Annotated in this window: 12 protein-coding genes; 6 read left to right on the plus strand and 6 right to left on the minus strand. The window is 58.6% G+C overall.

The features are described from left to right. The first annotated feature begins 19 nt into the window (after positions 1–19). Together ACP3TY_RS05195 and ACP3TY_RS05200 are read left to right on the plus strand one after the other, a co-directional pair. Positions 20–622 carry a DsbA family protein gene (locus ACP3TY_RS05195; protein ID WP_172680145.1) on the plus strand — a complete coding sequence of 201 codons (603 nt, stop codon included), beginning with the start codon at positions 20–22 and terminating at the stop codon, positions 620–622. Beyond that, a complete protein-coding gene (locus ACP3TY_RS05200) occupies positions 615–2,432 on the plus strand; it encodes an ABC transporter ATP-binding protein (RefSeq protein WP_426619360.1) in 1,818 nt (605 codons plus the stop codon). The genes ACP3TY_RS05195 and ACP3TY_RS05200 overlap by 8 nt, the downstream gene beginning before the upstream one ends. Before the next feature lie 4 nt (positions 2,433–2,436). Here ACP3TY_RS05200 and ACP3TY_RS05205 read toward each other — a convergent pair whose 3' ends face one another. Further along, entirely contained in the window at positions 2,437–6,585 is a 4,149-nt protein-coding gene (locus ACP3TY_RS05205) for a deaminase domain-containing protein (RefSeq protein ID WP_426619361.1), read from the minus strand. Positions 6,586–6,801: 216 nt separating this feature from the next. Between ACP3TY_RS05205 and ACP3TY_RS05210 the strand changes: the two genes are divergently transcribed. Then, positions 6,802–9,261 (plus strand): EAL domain-containing protein, encoded by a 2,460-nt coding sequence (locus ACP3TY_RS05210; RefSeq protein WP_212543754.1) that lies wholly within the window; start codon positions 6,802–6,804, stop codon positions 9,259–9,261. Between the two features lie 79 nt (positions 9,262–9,340). Beyond that, positions 9,341–10,102 carry a TenA family transcriptional regulator gene (locus ACP3TY_RS05215; RefSeq protein ID WP_371925881.1) on the plus strand — a complete coding sequence of 254 codons (762 nt, stop codon included), beginning with the start codon at positions 9,341–9,343 and terminating at the stop codon, positions 10,100–10,102. A 139-nt stretch (positions 10,103–10,241) separates the two neighbouring features. Here the strand turns inward: ACP3TY_RS05215 and ACP3TY_RS05220 are convergent, their stop codons facing one another. From ACP3TY_RS05220 to ACP3TY_RS05240, 5 genes are all read right to left on the minus strand, one after another. Next, complete coding sequence (locus ACP3TY_RS05220; protein WP_053122473.1) at positions 10,242–11,168, minus strand: GGDEF domain-containing protein; 927 nt, start codon at positions 11,166–11,168, stop codon at positions 10,242–10,244. Positions 11,169–11,528: 360 nt separating this feature from the next. Then, a complete protein-coding gene (locus tag ACP3TY_RS05225) occupies positions 11,529–12,269 on the minus strand; it encodes a YciK family oxidoreductase (RefSeq protein WP_426619362.1) in 741 nt (246 codons plus the stop codon). A 108-nt stretch (positions 12,270–12,377) separates the two neighbouring features. Further along, entirely contained in the window at positions 12,378–13,049 is a 672-nt protein-coding gene (gene mupP / locus ACP3TY_RS05230; protein WP_426619363.1) for an N-acetylmuramic acid 6-phosphate phosphatase MupP, read from the minus strand. A gap of 4 nt (positions 13,050–13,053) precedes the next feature. Then, a complete protein-coding gene (gene ubiG, locus ACP3TY_RS05235; RefSeq protein ID WP_008079776.1) occupies positions 13,054–13,752 on the minus strand; it encodes a bifunctional 2-polyprenyl-6-hydroxyphenol methylase/3-demethylubiquinol 3-O-methyltransferase UbiG in 699 nt (232 codons plus the stop codon). A gap of 56 nt (positions 13,753–13,808) precedes the next feature. Further along, positions 13,809–15,143 carry a TRZ/ATZ family hydrolase gene (locus tag ACP3TY_RS05240; protein ID WP_426619364.1) on the minus strand — a complete coding sequence of 445 codons (1,335 nt, stop codon included), beginning with the start codon at positions 15,141–15,143 and terminating at the stop codon, positions 13,809–13,811. Positions 15,144–15,251: 108 nt separating this feature from the next. On the opposite strand from ACP3TY_RS05240, the gene mtnA reads away from it, so the two are divergent. Both mtnA and gyrA read left to right on the plus strand, forming a co-directional pair. After that, a complete protein-coding gene (gene mtnA, locus ACP3TY_RS05245) occupies positions 15,252–16,328 on the plus strand; it encodes an S-methyl-5-thioribose-1-phosphate isomerase (protein WP_426619365.1) in 1,077 nt (358 codons plus the stop codon). A 432-nt stretch (positions 16,329–16,760) separates the two neighbouring features. Next, positions 16,761–19,535 (plus strand): DNA gyrase subunit A, encoded by a 2,775-nt coding sequence (gene gyrA / locus ACP3TY_RS05250; RefSeq protein ID WP_053122466.1) that lies wholly within the window; start codon positions 16,761–16,763, stop codon positions 19,533–19,535. The last annotated feature ends 18 nt before the right edge of the window (positions 19,536–19,553 follow it).

Genomic DNA, 19,553 nt, shown 5'->3' on the forward strand with positions numbered 1-19,553 from the left:
GCTCTATGTGATGGACCCGATGTGTTCGTGGTGCTGGGGTTTTGCTCCAGTGGCCAAGGCATTGGTGGAGCAGGCGCAGGCAGCCGGGGTCGAGCTGCATCTGGTGGTCGGCGGTTTGCGCACCGGCAGCGGCTCGGCGTTGGAGCCGACCACGCGGCGCTACATTCTTGAGCACTGGCAAGCGGTCACCGAAGCGACTGGCCAGCCGTTCAGATTCGACGGCGCGTTGCCCGACGGTTTTGTTTACGACACCGAGCCTGCCTGCCGTGCGATCGTCACCGCGCGCAGCCTGGCACCGGATTGCGCATGGACACTGGTCGGACTGATCCAGCAGGCGTTTTACGCCGAAGGTCGTGATGTCACCCAAGCCAGCGTGCTGGTGGAACTGGCCGAGCAGGCCGGCGTGCCGCGTATCGAATTTGCTGCGCTGTTTGACCGTGCCGATCAGCACGAAGCCACCTTGGCTGATTTCAATTGGGTGCAGGATCTCGGCATCGCCGGGTTCCCGACCTTGCTCGCCGAACGTAACGGTCAATTGGCGTTGCTGACCAACGGCTATCAACCGCTCAGCGAACTGTCGCCGTTGCTCGGCCGCTGGCTGGAGCGCGCTGCCTGTGCATGATCCGGCCGATGACACGCCAGCCGTAAAGCGTGTCGACCGGCTGAGCTGGGCAGAAGTCCGGCGATTGGCTCTCACACACAAAAAATCCCTGTGGATCGCTAACGGCGTGGCTGTTCTGGCGACGCTGTGCAGCGTGCCGATTCCTCTGTTGCTGCCGTTGCTGGTCGATGAAGTCTTGCTCGGCCACGGCGATGCGGCATTGAAAGTCATGAACCACGTGTTGCCCAGCATGTGGCAGCAAGCGGCAGGCTACATCGGCCTGATGCTGGTGGTGACGCTGACTCTGCGTTGCAGCTCGCTGTGTTTTTGCGTGTTGCAGTCGCGATTGTTTGCGCGACTGGCCAAGGACATCGTTTACCGCATCCGCGTGCGCCTGATCGAGCGGCTCAAGCGGATTTCCCTCGGCGAATACGAAAGTCTCGGCAGCGGCACGGTGACCACGCACCTGGTCACCGATCTCGATACCCTCGACAAATTCGTCGGCGAAACCCTCAGCCGTTTCCTGGTGGCGATGCTGACCCTGGTCGGTACCGCGAGCATTCTCATGTGGATGCACTGGAAACTGGCGCTGTTGATTTTGCTGTTCAACCCGCTGGTGATTTACGCCACGGTGCAGTTGGGCAAACGCGTCAAACACCTGAAGAAACTAGAGAACGACAGCACCGCGCGCTTCACTCAGGCGCTGAGTGAAACCCTCGATGCGATTCAGGAAATTCGCGCCGGCAACCGGCAGGGGTTTTTCCTCGGCAGACTCGGCCTGCGCGCGCAGGAAGTGCGCAATTACGCGGTCAACTCGCAATGGAAAACTGACGCCTCCAACCGCGCCAGTGGTTTGTTATTTCAGTTCGGTATCGATATTTTCCGTGCGGCGGCGATGCTCACCGTGCTGTTTTCCGACCTGTCGATCGGCCAGATGCTCGCGGTGTTCAGTTACCTGTGGTTCATGATCGGCCCGGTCGAACAGCTGCTCAACCTGCAATACGCCTACTACGCGGCGGGCGGTGCGCTGACGCGGATCAACGAGTTGCTGGCGCGGGCCGACGAGCCGCAATATCCCGGCGGCGTCGATCCGTTCAAGGGCCGCGACACCGTCGGTATTCAGGTGCAAGGGTTGAGCTTCGGTTACGGCGATGAACTGGTGCTCGATCAGCTCGATCTGTCGATTGCCCCCGGTGAGAAAGTCGCGATTGTCGGTGCCAGTGGCGGCGGCAAAAGTACTCTCGTGCAATTGCTGCTGGGGTTGTACACGCCGCTGTCCGGCACCATTCGTTTCGGCGGTTCGACCCAGCAGGAAATCGGCCTCGACACAGTGCGCGAGAACGTCGCGGTGGTGTTGCAACACCCGGCGCTGTTCAACGATACCGTGCGCGCCAACCTGACCATGGGTCGCAAGCGCGACGACGAAGCCTGTTGGCAGGCGCTGGAAATCGCCCAGCTCGAAGCAACCATCCGCGCCTTGCCGGATGGCCTCGACAGCATCGTCGGCCGCTCCGGCGTGCGCCTCTCCGGTGGTCAGCGCCAACGTTTGGCGATTGCGCGGATGATCCTCGCCGAGCCAAAAGTGGTGATCCTCGACGAAGCCACCTCAGCCCTCGATGCCGCCACCGAATACAACCTGCATCAGGCCATGGCGCGCTTTCTCAACGGTCGCACTACGCTGATCATTGCCCACCGTTTGTCAGCGGTGAAGCAGGCCGATCGCGTGTTAGTGTTCGATGGCGGGCAAGTGGCTGAAGACGGCGATCATCAACAACTGATCGCCGATGGTGGTTTGTACGCCAAGCTCTACGGGCATTTGCAGCGCCACTGAGTGCTTACTTCCAGAGCACGTTCATCGCCTCCGGCCCGCCTTCATAACCAAACTGCTTCATCACCACCGCGCAGGAATCGCACGGTGCCATTGTCGTGGCGATGGTGATTGAGTCCAGCGTTTGCGGATCGGGGTATTTGCTGCGGATCACGCGGATGAGCTTGCTCTCGGTATCCAGTGAAGTCGGCCGCGCGGTCAGGGCGGGCGAATAGGTCTCGATGTTGTCGATAGTGTGCGGAATCGCGCGGATCTTTCCGGAGTCAGAGACGCTGAGCGAGGTCGCAGAGAACCTGCTCGCATGATCAATGTTGATGTAAGTCGTGTCACCGAGCGTTACTTGAGCGGAGTTTTGATGGCGCGCAAACAGAGGCAGATAGGCTGTGTCCCCTTGTTGCCCGGAAACGCTGACATACACTTCCCGGGTGCCGTTTTGCGTGCTGATTTCAGCGAACGCGATGTTCCGCGGACTGTGCAATTTTTTCCCGTTGCGCTGGCTGATCAGGTGTTGCAGTTGCTGCATGGTGTTGTCGATCTTCAGTGCTTTCGCTCCGCCCGCGGCTGAATCAACGGTGATTACGGATTTCTCGAACAATGCATTGAACACCCGTGCCGTGGTCTGTCGAATATTGTCCGATGCTGCTCGGGACAGTGACCAGGTCGCGGCACCGTCGCTGGAATGCCTGACAATCATTCGTGTGGAATGGTCGAAAAGAACCGCTTCCCCCGGGCTGGTGTCGACTTTGATCAGTCGCAACGAATCGGGCGGGTGGGTGAGACCGCCAATTGGAATGGCGATTTCTTCCATCGCGTTCAATGCCCGCTCCACGGCTGCGATGCCGTAGATCCGTGCCATGTTGTTGGCATTCAGCGAGCCGGTGTAGACCGTCGTCAGTTCGTCTCTGAGATCCATTGGCAAGGCGTCAGCGTTGCGCAAGGTCAGTGGAGTGGAAAGACTTTGCCCGGAAGGGAGATCGGCGAAAAAGAAATTTCCGGCGCCCAGTCGAGTGAATACGTAATGCTTTGAACCGTCGATGGCAGGCACGACGATTGCCCCGGTTTCGAAGGTATCAATCCGATTCCGCGCTCCAAAGGGGATCTCTACTTTGATTCTTGCGTAAATGCCTTTTTGAAATACCAGTGTCGCCGGGTGCTGAGTATTTACTTTCAGGGGCTTCAGTCGCAGTGATTGCGCGGCAATCGCTGGCGTGTAAATGCTGTCCCCAAACCACGGTGCCCAGCCCTTGCTCAGGTCAAAACTGCCAACGGCCGGGGTGGGTGCCGGTTCACGGGTGACATAACGCGTTTTGCAGAATTCGTCCCCGGCGCGCTTGACCCGGCAAGGCAACGCTTTGTACATCGGTTGGTCATCAATCAAATCGGCGCGGCGCAGTTGGTCGCCGTCGAGACGGTATGGGATGTCATCGACCAACAGCGTGGTGCGCCCATCGATCTCGAATATTTCCCGGACGCGGGCGTGCTCCGGTAAGACCGCCAGCGCGTGGTTTTCGGTCGGCGGCAACGCCTTGAAAGTCGATCTGCCGAGGATGAGCTGTCGGTTGTTATGCAAGCGTGGGCCGTAGGGCAAAGACGTTGCAGGGTCGACCAGATGCAGTCGTTTTGAATCCGTTGACCGGGTATGGCGCACGAGCACGTCGTCAATGCCATTGATCGTGGCCAATTGGTCGTTTGGGTTCAGCGCTTTCCATTGGCCGGCATCGATTGCTTGCGGCAGGTTGCGAAACAGTCGGAAGTTCGCAACGTCGCTCAGCGTTCTGATGCCCGCTACGCCCGCGTGACCGGCGACGAGCAGGCCTTTTCCGACACCTTTGAGTAGCGACGGAATGCCATCCAGCGGGTTGAGGTTTTTCACCGAAGACAGCAACAGCTTGCGAGTCAGCGTCGAAAAGGCCGGCAGGCTGGCTTTGACGGTCATGCGCGCCGTGCCAGATGCAGCCTTGATCAAACGAATTGACCCTGACATGAACTTGCCGATAGGGCAAAGAAACGAGGCCAGATCCAATAGCAGCCCGACGCCGCCCAGTACCTTGCTGTCAGCATTGTCTGCCAGCAGATCATCAAGGCTGCCCCAGAAAGGCACGAATCCTTTGACCACTGCTACTAGTGTTTCCCGGCGGCTCTCGCCTTCGGCCCTGAGGATGTCGAAAGCGCTCATGCCCCGGGCATCGATGCGCATCTGCTGTTCATCGACGTAGAGAAACTTCGAAGCGATGTAATTGGCGACTTCATTCAGGCGCGCCATCAGCGCTGCCGGTTGACTGCCTGATGGGACTGCGTCCGCTGACGGTAGATGCGCTACGCGATCGAAATACCCGATGCAATAAGCGCGTTGCGCAGGTGTCGATCCATGGAAATGCGCTTTGTCGTCGATCAACAGCGAAGTGCTGAGGTTGTGTTCGGGCGAATAGGTTTGGTTGGGGATGATCGCGTGCAAAGGAAATTCGGTGCGGACGCCCGCGACGGTGGAAAATCTCAAACCGGGTCGTAAACGAATAAGGCCTGCGCTGGGAATGACTTCGTAGTAACTGATCTCGTCGTCCTTGCTTACCTTGAGCAGGAAGCCCTTTCTGGCCTTTGTGTCTGTGGATTGTCCATCCTGTTTGATCGGTATTCGTAGACGCAACACCTCGACATCGCCCTGTGAAATGGCTATGCGTTCAACGAGGGGCAGGGAAGTCAGCAGGCTGGCGATCAGGGTTTGATAGGCCTTGGTGGCGGTCGTCAGATAGCGGTCGAAGGCGGATTCGAATGCTGTGTTGATATTCGGCAATGACTTGCCATTGGGAATGACCCCCCCGGAAAAATAGGGTCGGTAATCCCCCGCAGCATCTTTGCGCTCGAGATGGCAGCGTCGGTTCTTGTCGATTCGAAACGTTGTGCTCGTGCGCGTCTTGCCATCGGCCTCGGTAACGCCCCATCTCTTTTCGTTTTCAAACTGGTCGTCAGCGTAGAGGTCGAGAAAGGCGTAGCTGGTTAGCTTCACCGTCGGCATATCCTTGAAAGACAACGACGCAGGTGGCTCAAGGGGGAAAAATCTGGGGCCGACGGACTCCAGTGCATAGGGGCCGAACTGGTCGTTTTTGATCTGTCTGGCCATCTTCAGCCTTTCAGGAGTGGGTTCTTCCAGCGTCATCACGGCCGTGTTCAAACTTGCGCTGTGAACCTCCAGCGCCGTCATCGCTCGTTCGATGTCTTCCTCGCTGTAATCTTGGGCATCTCGCGACTCAACAAATCCCATGCACACCGCCCATTCCAGTGCGGGGCCAAGCCGTAATCTGGCGATGTGTTCAAGTTGTTCGGGAGCAGCGCCGTCACTGTGTTGCAAAGGCAAATTCACCATTGTCTGAAAAGACAGCGGGTGGGCGCGATTCAGCTCCAACGCCTCGGCAAGCAGTACGCCATGCATGAAGTTGACCCACACCACCGAGCTTTTATAACGCAACTCGGACGGCACATCGCTGACTGCAAAATCCCCGGAGAGTCGGTTCCGGGAGATCCGCGCCAGGATGATCGCCTCTTTGCAGTCGGCCGCACGAAGGCTGCGTTGCAGGTGCTGTTCAAAGTCATCGTGCAAAGTCTGGTAACTCTTGCCCCAGTGGGCGGGTGCTTGCCAGTCGAAACCGGCGAGCACCTGTGGCTCATCGGCCATTGGCTTGTGCAGGTAAAGGCAGATGGCTTTGCAGAGCAGTTGATAGCGCACCGACGGGGCCGTCTTTTCGCCCGGTAGCGCGCCATACCACTTGAGTGTCTTCAGCAGGCGGTCGGTCAGATCCTGTGAGGGGGCAGAGTCGAGTATTCGCTGGAGAAACACCGAGGGGGTTGCGCGTACGTCGTCACTGGATGCGCGATACATCACGTCGCTGGCCAAACGGCGGATCAATTGCGGACTCGACTTCATGAAGTCTTTGACGGTGTCGTAGATTCGCTCATCCATCCGTTGCGCGTTGTATGCATCGATGGTCAGTGACTGCGCGAGCGCGGATCTCCCACGCAAATGTGCTTTGTGACGTTTGTAATCGCGGGCGGTCGGGCGGGCAATCAACGCATCGATATTCACGGCGCCATCCAGCCCCAGCGCCTGTCTGGCGATCGATTCTGCCGTGTCGGGTGCAGCTAAAGAGGTTGTTAATGTCATGTCGCACTCCTTGCGAGGGGTTCCTCCCACAGAAGGGGAAACCTGAAGTGCTGAGTAAATCGGGTATCGAGGTTGCCGTGGCGGTACATATATATACCTGCGCCGCCGTACTGCACTGAGGCTGATCCGCCGCTTGCCCTAACCGGGATCGCCTCCTAGTCTAGGAAGGTGGTCTGATCGGAAGGGATGATCAGGCAGTGCCATACAAGGGATCCCATGAAGCAAAAGCGGACGCTCGGAACGCCACGTTTGTTGGGCATCGTCTGGCCTTTCATTGCCGTCGTGTTGTTTCAGGCGTTATTGGGCGGTGTGAGTCTTTATGTCCTGTCGGCCGTACGTGGTTACGTGGCGGGCGAGAGCCTGTGGTCGAAAGGTCAGAAAGACGCCATTTATTACCTCAACCTGTACGCCGACAGTCGTGACGAGGCGATCTTCCTCAAGTATCAGGACGCCATTGCCGTGCCGCAGGGCGGTCATCAATTGCGCGTGGCCCTGGATCGTCAGCCGCCGGATCTGGAATCGGCGCGTGAAGGCATTCTCAAGGGTGGCAACCACCCGGATGACGTCTCCAGCCTGATCTGGCTGTACCTCAATTTTCGTCATTTCAGTTATCTGGAAAGGGCGATCGACCGCTGGACGGTGGGCGATGCCTATCTGGTGGAGCTGGATAACGTGGCTCGCGAGATGCACCACAGCATCACCGAGAACACCGCGTCCGATGCGGATGTTCGCCTCTGGAAAGCGCAGATTTTTGATATCAACGACGGCGTGACGCCGGCGGCCAAAGCGTTCAGTGATGCTTTGGGTGAAGGTTCGCGGGTGATTCTGCGGCTGTTGCTGTTCACCAACCTCGCCACCGCGCTGGGGTTGATCGTGCTGGCGCTGTTGCGCACACGCAAGTTGCTCAAACAACGCCACGCGTTTGCCGAAGCCCTGCAACTGGAAAAAGATCGTGCGCATGTCACGCTGCATTCGATTGGCGACGGCGTGATCACAACGGATGTCGACGGCGCTATCGACTATATGAACCCGGCTGCCGAGGCCCTGACCCACTGGAAAGCCGAGCAGGCTGCCGGCTTGCCGTTGGCGGCATTGTTCAATTTGCTCGATGACAACGCGCAGGCCGAAGGGCTGACGCTGATCGAACACATTCTCAGCGGCCAGCTCAGTGGTGGCAGCGAACACTCCAAACTGATTCAGCGACTCGACGGCAGCACGGTGTCGGTGACGCTGGTCGGCGCGCCAATCCGCAATGCCGGCAAAGTCAGCGGCACGGTGCTGGTGTTGCACGACATGACCCAGGAGCGGCAGTACATCGCCAATCTGTCGTGGCAGGCAACCCACGATGCGCTGACCGGGCTGGCCAACCGTCGCGAGTTCGAATATCGCCTGGAGCAAGCGCTGCACAATCTCTCGCGGCAGGGCGGGCGACATGCGCTGATGTTCCTCGATCTTGACCAGTTCAAACTGGTCAACGACACCTGCGGTCACGCGGCGGGCGATGAGTTGTTGCGGCATATCTGCGCGTTGCTGCAATCAGGCCTGCGCGAGGGCGACACCCTGGCGCGGCTGGGTGGCGATGAGTTCGGGATCTTGCTGGAGAACTGCGCGCTGGAGGCAGCGGAGAAGATTGCTGACAGCCTGCGCCAGACCGTGCAGAACCTGCATTTCGTGTGGAAGGGCCGGCCATTTCTGACCACCGTCAGTATCGGCCTGGTGCATGTCGGTCAGACGCCGACCACCCTCGAAGCGTCGCTGCGCGCAGCCGACATGGCCTGCTACATGGCCAAGGAAAAGGGCCGCAATCGGGTGCAGGTCTATCACGCCGACGATTCAGAGCTGTCCCTGCGCTTCGGTGAGATGGCCTGGGTGCAACGCTTGCACATGGCCCTGGAGGAAAATCGCTTCTGCCTGTACGCCCAGGAAATCGCACCGCTGGGCGGCATTCAGGATGGCCGCGCGCACATCGAAATTTTGCTGCGCCTGCATGATGAGTCCGGCCGGATGATTCTTCCGGACAGTTTCATTCCGGCCGCTGAACGTTATGGATTGATGAGTCAGTTAGATCGTTGGGTTGTGCAAAACGTATTTAAGGTTATTGCTCAATGTATTGCAGAAGAACATGAAGGCCCGTTGGCGATGTGTGCGATTAATCTGTCAGGCATTACTATAGGAGATGACGCGTTTTTGCACTTCCTGCGGGAACAGTTTGTTAACTATGCCATCCCGCCTGAAATGATTTGTTTTGAAATTACTGAAACCAGTGCTATTTCAAATTTAGGCAGTGCAATACGTTTTATTAATGAACTCAAAGGCTTAGGTTGTTACTTTTCGCTGGATGACTTTTGTGCCGGAATGTCTTCATTCGCTTACTTGAAACATTTACCTGTAGACTTCCTGAAGATCGACGGGAGTTTCGTAAAGGATATGCTGGACGACCCGATTAACCGCGCAATGGTCGAAGTGATCAATCACATCGGGCATGTCATGGGTAAGCAGACAATTGCCGAATTTGTTGAAACAACCCAGATCGAACAAGCCTTGCTTGAGATCGGAGTTGATTACGCTCAGGGTTACGTTATTGAGCGTCCGCAGTTGTTTACCTGTGACAGTTTGCAAAGTCGGCCCGCCAGACCGCAGCCGCTGTTATTCAAAGCGCCTGGCACGTTCCGTTGAAATCTCTTGCCGATCCTTATAATCACAAATCAAAAGGAGCCGAACAGTGATCGACACATTCAACCGAACCGGACCACTCATGGAAGCTGCAAGTTATCCTGCCTGGGCACAACAGCTCATTGAGGATTGCAGCGAGAGCAAGCGCCGGGTTGTCGAACATGAGTTGTACCTGCGCATGCGTGATAACAAGCTCAGCGCAAAAACCATGCGTCAGTACCTTGTCGGGGGCTGGCCGGTAGTTGAGCAGTTCGCGTTGTACATGGCGCAGAACCTGACCAAAACCAAGTTTGCCCGGCATCCGGGTGAAGACATGGCGCGGCGCTGGTTGATGCGCAATATCCGCGTCGAACTCAACCACGCCGATTATTGGGTGCACTGGAGTCGCGCGCACGGTGTCAGTCTCGAAGACCTGCAAGCACAGCAAGTACCGCCGGAATTGCATGCCTTGAGTCATTGGTGCTGGCACACCAGTTCCGCCGATTCGCTGATCGTGGCCATTGCCGCCACTAACTATGCAATTGAAGGCGCAACGGGTGAGTGGTCAGCGGTGGTGTGCTCCACGGGCGTCTACGCCGCCGCGTTCCCGGAAGAGGATCGCAAGCGCGCGATGAAGTGGCTGAAGATGCATGCGCAGTACGATGATGCGCATCCATGGGAAGCGCTGGAGATCATCTGCACGCTGGCGGGGATGAACCCGAGCAAGGCATTGCAGACCGAGTTACGTCAGGCGGTGTGCAAGAGCTACGACTATATGTACCTGTTCCTCGAACGGTGCATGCAACTGGAAACGTCCGAGCGTTTGCTGGTAAGCCGTGAGCGCAGGGCGGTAGTCGAGAGCTGATTTCGGCTAACACCGCGTAAAAAAATGTAGGAGTGAGCCTGCTCGCAATTGCGGACTGTCAGTCAACATCATTGTTGAATGTCAGATCGCATCGCGAGCAGGCTCGCTCCTACATTTGATTTGGGTGTGTCCGGAGGGCTTAACCCGCCATTGCCAAGCGGTTACGACCTTCGCGCTTGGCCACATACAGCGCACTGTCCGCGCGACGCAACAGGCTCTCCGCCGATTCCCCAGGCAGCAGCGTCGAGCAGCCCAGACTCACCGTCAACTCGATCAACTGGCCATCGGCGTAATACTCGGCAGCCTGCGCCGCATAACGCAGTCGCTCGCCAACCATCGCCGCCGCCTCGCGGCTGGTGTTCGACAGCAGAATCAAAAACTCTTCACCGCCATAACGAAAGACCATGTCGACGTTGCGCAACTGACCCTTGATCGACGCCGCCACGGCTTTGAGCACGTCATCACCGGCGCTGTGCCCATGGCTGTCGTTGACGCGTTTGAAGTGGTCGATATCCAGCATCAACACAGACAGTGGCTGCCCGTGCCGGCGCGACATGTCGATCTCGCGTTGCAGGGTCTGCTCCATGGCAATGCGGTTGCCGGCGCCGGTCAGCGGATCTCGCAGAGCACTTTGCGTCGCGGCGCGGTAGAGCAGGGCGTTGCGCATCGGATACAGCAGCGACGACAGCAGTGATTCGAGGTTGCCCTGATCCTGTTCGTTGAAACGCTGATTGCGGCGGAACACCAGTTCGCCCATGTGCTCGCCTTCGTGGCTCAAGCTGTAGCTGACCGAATGGTGACCGCGAGCGCCGAACTCCAGCCGCAGGTCGCTGCCCTGATGCACGTAGCTCAAGGCGTCCAGCGGCACGAGGCGTTGAACCTCACGGAAAAACAACCCGAGGATACGTTGCGGTTCAAGACTGGTTTGCAGTTGCAGGCTCAGTTGCTGGCGCAGCTGCGCAAGACTGGTCGGTCGCTCCAGCAAGGGAGGCAGTTGACCGAAGCCCAGGCGTTGCAATTTGGCGCTGTCGAAGTCAATTGCATTGGTCTGGGAGGGTGATTTCATATGGCGTGAACCCTTAGCAGTAAGTCTGTCTTACAGGCTGGGTGAGAGCGGCTATGGGCTGCGCGTCATACTGATCCATCAGTCCCGTAGGACGTTTGGCGTAAGTTTAGTCTGCCTGATGACGATTAGTAAGCTATCGAAATCGGCCTCGCCCCATTGCCTTCACGCGGCTTGCTTTGAGGAAAATTAGAGCGAAAGTCGTGCCATTCGGTTCATATTTGTTAAAACCGTTTTTATTCAATGGCTTGCGAGCTTGTAGGGAAAATTCGCGCTGGATAATTGACTAAATTGTGACGGTCGCGAGCGGCAAATGTTGGCCGCGACGGGAATCCGCCGCGGCAACAAAGCCGACGTATGGCACTACTGAGCGTTGAAAGCCTGGCCGTTGATGCCGGTGCTGTCCGGGCCCATCAGATACAGATACACCGGCATGATCTCTTCTGGCGTCGGGTTGTTCAGCGGATTTTCCCCCGGATATGCCTGAGCACGCATGCTGGTGCGAGTGGCGCCGGGGTTGATGCTGTTGGAGCGTACTGGCGCAACGGATTCGAGTTCGTCGGCGAGGGTTTGCATCAAACCTTCAGTGGCGAACTTCGACACGCCATAAGCGCCCCAATAGGCGCGGCCCTTACGACCGACGCTGCTGGAGGTAAAGACAACAGAAGCATCCTGCGACAGCTTGAGCAGCGGCAGCAGGGTGCTGGTCAGCATGAACATGGCGTTGACGTTGATCTGCATGACGCGCATGAAATTCTCGCCGGACAACTGCTCGATCGGCGTGCGCGGGCCGATGATCGAGGCATTGTGCAGCAGACCGTCGAGGTGGCCGAATTCAGCTTCGATCATCGCTGCCAGTTCATCGTATTGGTGGGGCAGGGCGGTTTCGAGGTTGAACGGAATCACTGCCGGCTGCGGATGGCCCGCCGCTTCGATCTCGTCGTAGACCTGCGTCAGATTGGCTTCGGTCTTGCCCAGCAGCAGCACGGTCGCGCCGTGAGCGGCGTAGGTTTTCGCCGCAGCCGCGCCAATGCCACGACCGGCGCCGGTGACCAGAATGACCCGATCCTTGAGCAATTCGGGACGAGCGGAGTAATCAAACATAAAAACCTCACAATCCATTAATAGCTAAAAGATCGCAGCCTGCGGCAGCTCCTACAGGACAGTAAATATCTGTAGGAGCTGCCGCAGACTGCGATCTTTTGACCTTGATCAGCAACTGCAAAGCGCGCTATCGAGCACCTTGCGCAGCTCCGACGGATGATCCACCACCACGTCCGCGCCCCAATGCCGCGGGTTGTCGTCCGGGTGGATGTAGCCAAACGTCACCGCCGCGGTTTTCGTACCGGCGTCGCGCCCCGATTCGATGTCGCGCAGATCATCACCCACAAACAAAACCGTCGATGGATCCAGATCAAGCATCTTGCACGCGAGGATCAATGGCTCCGGATCCGGCTTGCTGTTTTTCACGTGATCCGGGCAGATCAGTAGCGCCGAACGTTCTGCCAGCCCCAACTGCTGCATGATCGGCTCGGCAAAGCGCAGCGGCTTGTTGGTCACCACGCCCCAGATCAGGTTGGCCTTTTCGATGTCGGCGAGCAGTTCGCCCATGCCGTCGAACAGCTTGCTGTGTACGGCGCAACCGACCAGATAGCGCTCAAGGAACTCAAGGCGCAATTCCTCGAAGCCCGGCGATTCCGGATCCATCGAGAACGTCACCGCGACCATGGCTTTGGCGCCGCCGGAAATCTCGTCGCGAATGTGCTTGTCGTTGATCGGCGGCAGGCCGCGATCGGCGCGCATTGCCTGGCAGATGGCGATGAAGTCCGGCGCCGTGTCGAGCAGGGTGCCGTCCATGTCGAAGAGAACCGCTCTGATGGTCATCGGCTTACTCCTCGCGCAGGGTCTGGATCATGTAGTTGACGTCAACGTCGCTGGCCAGTTTGTAGTGCTTGGTCAGCGGGTTGTAGGTCAGGCCGATGATGTCCTTGACGGTCAGACCGGCCATGCGGCTCCAGGCGCCGAGCTCGGACGGGCGGATGAATTTCTTGAAGTCGTGGGTGCCGCGCGGCAGCAACTTCATGATGTATTCAGCGCCGACGATGGCGAACAAGTACGCCTTCGGATTACGGTTGATGGTCGAGAAGAACACTTGGCCGCCCGGTTTGACCATGCGGAAGCAGGCACGGATTACCGAGGATGGATCCGGTACGTGCTCAAGCATTTCAAGGCAGGTGACGACGTCGAACTGCTCAGGCATTTCTTCAGCGAGGTCTTCGGCGGTGATCTGGCGGTATTCGACGTTGACGCCGGATTCCAGCTGATGCAGTTGCGCGACCGCCAGCGGCGCTTCGCCCATGTCGATGCCCATCACGGTGGCGCCACGTTGGGCCATGGCTTCACTGAGGATGCCGCCGCCACAACCGACGTCGAGGACTTTCTTGCCGGCCAGATTGACGCGCTCGTCGATCCAGTTGACGCGCAGCGGGTTGATGTCGTGCAGCGGTTTGAACTCGCTTTCACGATCCCACCAGCGATGGGCCAGGGCTTCGAATTTGGCGATTTCGGCGTGGTCGACGTTGCTCATGTTAAATCCTCTAAAACTTGAAAAAGGCTGTAGCCCCGGTGTGTGTTCCGGGGTTTTTACGATTCTTTGTGGCCGCTGATGCGCTGGCCCCAAGCCCGGGCGGTGGCGCCCAGTTGTGCTTCGTCCAGTCGCGTCAGGCGGCGGTCGTCGAGCAGTTGTTTGCCGGCGACCCACAGATGTTTCACGCAGTCGCGGCCGGTGGCGTATATGAGCTGCGACACCGGGTCGTACACCGGTTGCTGGGCCAGGCCGGACAGGTCGAAAGCGACGATGTCGGCGGCTTTGCCGATTTCCAGCGAGCCGACTTGCGCTTCGATGCCCAGCGCACGTGCGCCGTTCAGGGTGGCCATGCGCAGCGCACGATGGGCGTCCAGCGCGGTGGCCGAACCGGCGACGGCTTTCGCCAACAGCGCAGCGGTGCGGGTTTCGCCAAGCAAATCCAGATCATTGTTGCTCGCCGCGCCATCGGTGCCGACCGCAACGTTCACCCCGGCCTGCCACAAACGCTCGACCGGGCAGAAGCCGCTGGCCAGTTTGAGGTTGGATTCCGGGCAATGGATCACGCTGGTGTTGCTTTCTACCAGCAACGCCAGGTCATCATCGCTGATCTGGGTCATGTGCACAGCCTGGAAGCGCGGGCCGAGCAAGCCGAGACGGCCGAGGCGCGCCAGCGGACGTTCGCCGAGCTTCTCCATTGACTGCTGAACTTCAAACGCGGTTTCGTGCACATGCATATGGATCGAAGCATCGAGCTCCTCGGCAATCACGCGGATTTTTTCCAGATTCTCGTCGCCGACGGTGTACGGTGCATGAGGGCCGAAAGTGATCTTGATGCGTTCGTGATGCTTCAAGTCGCCGAACAATTCGACGCCCTGACGAATGGCTTCATCGGCACTGCTCGCGCCCGGGATCGGGAAATCAAGAATCGGAATGGCGATCTGTGCGCGGATGCCGCTGTTATGCACGCGCTCGCTGGCGACTTTCGGAAAGAAGTACATGTCCGAGAAGCAGGTAATGCCACCCTTGATCTGCTCGGCGATGGCCAGATCGGTGCCGTCGCGGACGAAATCTTCATCGACCCATTTCGCTTCGGCCGGCCAGATGTGGTTTTCCAGCCAGGTCATCAGCGGCAGATCATCGGCCAGGCCGCGGAACAACGTCATCGCCGCGTGGCCGTGCGCATTGATCAGGCCGGGGGCGAGCAGCACATCCGGCAACTCGCGGATTTCCGTGGCGTTACACTTCAATGCTTCGGCGCGCGGGCCGATAAACACGATGCGACCGTCGCGGATGCCCAGGCCATGCTCCTTGAGCACAACGCCTGCGGGTTCGACGGGTACCAGCCAGGTCGGCAGCAATAATAAGTCGAGCGCAATGGCAGGTTTCGGCATCGAGGGTCGGTTCCAGTGCTTTTGTAAAGGATGGCGAAGTATACCCGAGCGTCTTCGCGGGGGGATCGCTATAATCGGCGGCTTTTGTTCATGAGTGCGGGGTGTGGGATGCGCGATCGACTGTTGGCTGCGGAGAAAGTGAAGGCCATCGATTGGCGAGACGGCGCGCTGCACCTGCTGGATCAGCGTATTTTGCCGTTCGAAGAAACGTGGATGGCCTACACCAGCGCCGCCGGCGTGGCTGAGGCGATTCGCTCGATGGTGGTGCGTGGCGCGCCGGCCATCGGCATCAGTGCGGCCTACGGCATCGTGCTCGCCGCGCGCGCGCGGATCGCTGAAGGTGGCGACTGGTACGCGGCGCTGGAAGAGGATTTCGCCTTGCTGGCTGATTCCCGTCCGACCGCGGTCAACCTGTTCTGGGCGCTCGGCCGTATGCACGATCGCCTTGATCGCCTGAAAGAAAACGCCGATCCGCTGGCGGCGCTGGAGGCCGAGGCGATCGCCATTCATGAAAGCGACCGCGAAGCCAACCTGACCATGGCGCAGCTCGGCGTCGACTTGATCCGCAAGCATCAAGGCAATGCTCAGGCGATTCTGACCCATTGCAACACTGGCGCGCTGGCCACAGGCGGTTTCGGTACCGCGCTGGGTGTGATTCGCGCAGCCTTTATCGAAGGCATGGTCGAGCGCGTTTACGCCGACGAAACCCGTCCGTGGCTGCAAGGCTCGCGTCTGACCGCGTGGGAACTGGCCAATGAAGGCATTCCGGTGACCCTGAATGCCGACTCCGCTGCTGCACACATCATGAAAACCAAAGGTGTGACCTGGGTGATCGTCGGTGCTGATCGCATTACTGCCAATGGTGACGTGGCGAACAAGATCGGCACCTATCAACTGGCGGTCAACGCCATGCACCACGGTGTGCGTTTCATGGTGGTGGCGCCGAGTTCGACCATCGACATGAACCTGGCCAGCGGCGACGACATCCCGATCGAAGAACGCGATGGCGCCGAGTTGCTGGAAGTCGGCGGCAAGCGCGTCGGTGCCGACGTTGAAGCGTTCAACCCGGTGTTTGACGTGACGCCGGCGGATCTGATCGACGCGATCGTCACCGAGAAAGGCATCGTCGAGCGCCCGGATACCGCCAAAATGGCCCAGTTGATGTGCCGCAAACGCCTGCATTGATGCGGTGACACCCAATGTAGGAGCTGCCGAAGGCTGCGATCTATTGACTTTGTTTTAGAAGACAAAGTCAAAAGATCGCAGCCTTCGGCAGCTCCTACAGGTGTGCGCACCCCAAAAAGTCAATAAACATCGCTAATCCACAGCACAAATCTGCATTCAAAGAAGCTCTAAGCCTCTCTCGTCCCCGTTAAGCCTGTCACCGGTCAACTAACTATGCTCCATGCGCATCTGGGGGATAGGTGCGTGGCGGCCTTTGTGATAACATCCGGCGTTTTCCGAGGCAGCTTCACGAAGCTGTCTTTACTGCGCAAATCCACGCTCCAATGTTGATTTGTCGTAAGTCGGCGCATGGCACTCGGCCGGCCCCGACGAGCTTCGTTGGTCCCATATGGATATGACGAAGTTTCACCAGAAAAAGGAATCAGGCTTCTCATGGGCGAACTGGCCAAAGAAATCCTCCCGGTCAATATCGAAGACGAGCTGAAGCAGTCCTACCTCGACTACGCGATGAGCGTAATCGTCGGCCGTGCACTGCCGGATGCGCGCGATGGCCTCAAGCCCGTGCACCGTCGCGTACTGTTCGCGATGAGCGAGCTGGGTAACGACTACAACAAGCCGTACAAGAAATCTGCCCGTGTTGTCGGCGACGTGATCGGTAAGTATCACCCGCACGGTGATACCGCGGTGTACGACACCATCGTTCGTATGGCCCAGCCTTTCTCCCTGCGCTACCTGCTGGTAGACGGTCAGGGCAACTTCGGTTCGGTCGACGGCGACAACGCTGCGGCGATGCGATACACCGAAGTGCGCATGACCAAGCTGGCGCACGAGCTGCTGGCTGACCTGCACAAAGAAACCGTGGACTGGGTGCCGAACTACGACGGCACCGAAATGATCCCGGCGGTCATGCCGACCCGTATCCCCAACCTGCTGGTCAACGGCTCCAGCGGTATCGCCGTGGGCATGGCGACCAACATCCCGCCGCACAACCTCGGTGAAGTCATCGACGGTTGCCTGGCGCTCATCGACAACCCTGAGCTGACCGTCGATGAACTGATGCAATACATCCCCGGTCCGGACTTCCCGACCGCCGCGATCATCAACGGTCGCGCCGGTATCATCGAAGCCTACCGCACCGGTCGCGGGCGTATTTACATGCGCGCTCGTTCGATCATTGAAGACATCGACAAGGTCGGTGGCCGTCAGCAGATCGTCATCACCGAACTCCCTTACCAGTTGAACAAGGCGCGTCTGATCGAGAAGATCGCCGAGCTGGTTAAAGAGAAGAAGCTGGAAGGCATCACCGAACTGCGCGACGAGTCCGACAAGGACGGTATGCGCGTCGTGATCGAACTGCGTCGCGGCGAAGTGCCTGAGGTGATCCTCAACAACCTCTACGCCCAGACCCAGCTGCAATCGGTATTCGGCATCAACATCGTTGCGCTGATCGACGGCCGCCCACGCATCCTGAACCTCAAGGATCTGCTGGAAGCCTTCGTCCGTCACCGTCGCGAAGTGGTTACCCGCCGTACCGTGTTCGAACTGCGCAAAGCGCGCGAGCGTGGTCACATCCTTGAAGGTCAGGCCGTTGCCCTGTCGAACATCGACCCGGTTATCGCCCTGATCAAAGCGTCGCCGACCCCGTCGGAAGCTAAAGAAGCGCTGATCAGCACGCCGTGGGAATCCTCGGCCGTGGTCGCGATGGTTGAACGTGCCGGTGCCGATTCGTGCCGTCCGGAAAACCTCGATCCGCAATACGGTCTGCGTGAAGGCAAATACTTCCTGTCGCCAGAACAGGCGCAAGCCATTCTGGAACTGCGTCTGCACCGTCTGACCGGTCTGGAACACGAAAAACTGCTGGCCGAGTATCAAGAGATCCTCAACCAGATCGGCGAGCTGATCCGCATCCTCAACAGCGCTGTGCGCCTGATGGAAGTGATCCGCGAAGAGCTGGAAGTGATTCGTGCCGAATACGGCGACGTGCGCCGCACCGAAATTCTCGATGCCCGTCTCGATCTGACCCTGGGTGACATGATCCCGGAAGAAGAGCGCGTCGTGACCATCTCCCACGGTGGCTACGCCAAGACTCAGCCATTGGCTGCGTACCAGGCTCAGCGTCGTGGCGGCAAAGGCAAATCGGCGACCGGCGTCAAGGATGAGGACTACATCGCTCACCTGCTGGTTGCCAACAGCCACACCACGCTGCTGCTGTTCTCCAGCAAAGGCAAAGTGTACTGGCTCAAGACCTACGAGATTCCGGAAGCGTCCCGCGCTGCCCGTGGTCGTCCGCTGGTCAACCTTCTGCCATTGAGCGAAGGCGAATACATCACCACCATGCTGCCGGTCGATCTCGAAGCCATGAAGCGTCAGGCTGAAGAAGAAGAGGCTGAAGGCGTTGAGGTTGATGTAGAGGAAATCGAAAACAGCAACGAGACCGACGAAGAACGTCGTGCCCGTATCAAGGCTGCTGATCGTAAAAAAGCGCCGTTCATCTTCATGTCGACCGCCAACGGTACGGTCAAGAAGACGCCGCTGGTGGCCTTCAGCCGTCAGCGCAGCGTTGGTCTGATCGCGCTGGAACTGGACGAAGGCGACATCCTGATCTCCGCGGCTGTCACCGACGGCGAGCAGGAAATCATGCTGTTCTCCGACGGCGGCAAGGTAACGCGCTTCAAGGAATCCGAAGTTCGCGCCATGGGCCGTACCGCCCGCGGTGTGCGTGGCATGCGTCTGCCAGAAGGGCAGAAGCTGATCTCCATGCTGATTCCGGAAGAAGGCAGCGAAATTCTCACTGCTTCGGCGCGCGGCTACGGCAAGCGTACGGCGATCACCGAGTTCCCTGAATACAAGCGTGGCGGTCAGGGCGTTATCGCCATGGTCAGCAACGAGCGTAACGGCCGTCTGGTCGGTGCGGTTCAGGTGCAGGACGGTGAAGAGATCATGCTGATCTCCGATCAGGGCACCCTGGTGCGTACCCGCGTCGACGAAGTGTCGAGCCTGGGCCGTAACACCCAAGGTGTGACGCTGATCAAACTGGCCAAGGATGAAACCCTGGTCGGTCTGGAGCGGGTTCAGGAACCTTCGGAAGTCGAAGGCGAAGAGCTTGAAGGGGAAGAGGGCGAGGAATTCGAAGGCACTGTCGTAAACGACGATGCTGGTGAAGACCAGCAACTCGACGCCGCAGCAGACGAAGAACCGCAAGAATAAGCGGACAAGCAAGGGGGC

This window comes from Pseudomonas rustica (genome assembly GCF_049959085.1).
GTDB lineage: Bacteria > Pseudomonadota > Gammaproteobacteria > Pseudomonadales > Pseudomonadaceae > Aquipseudomonas > Aquipseudomonas rustica.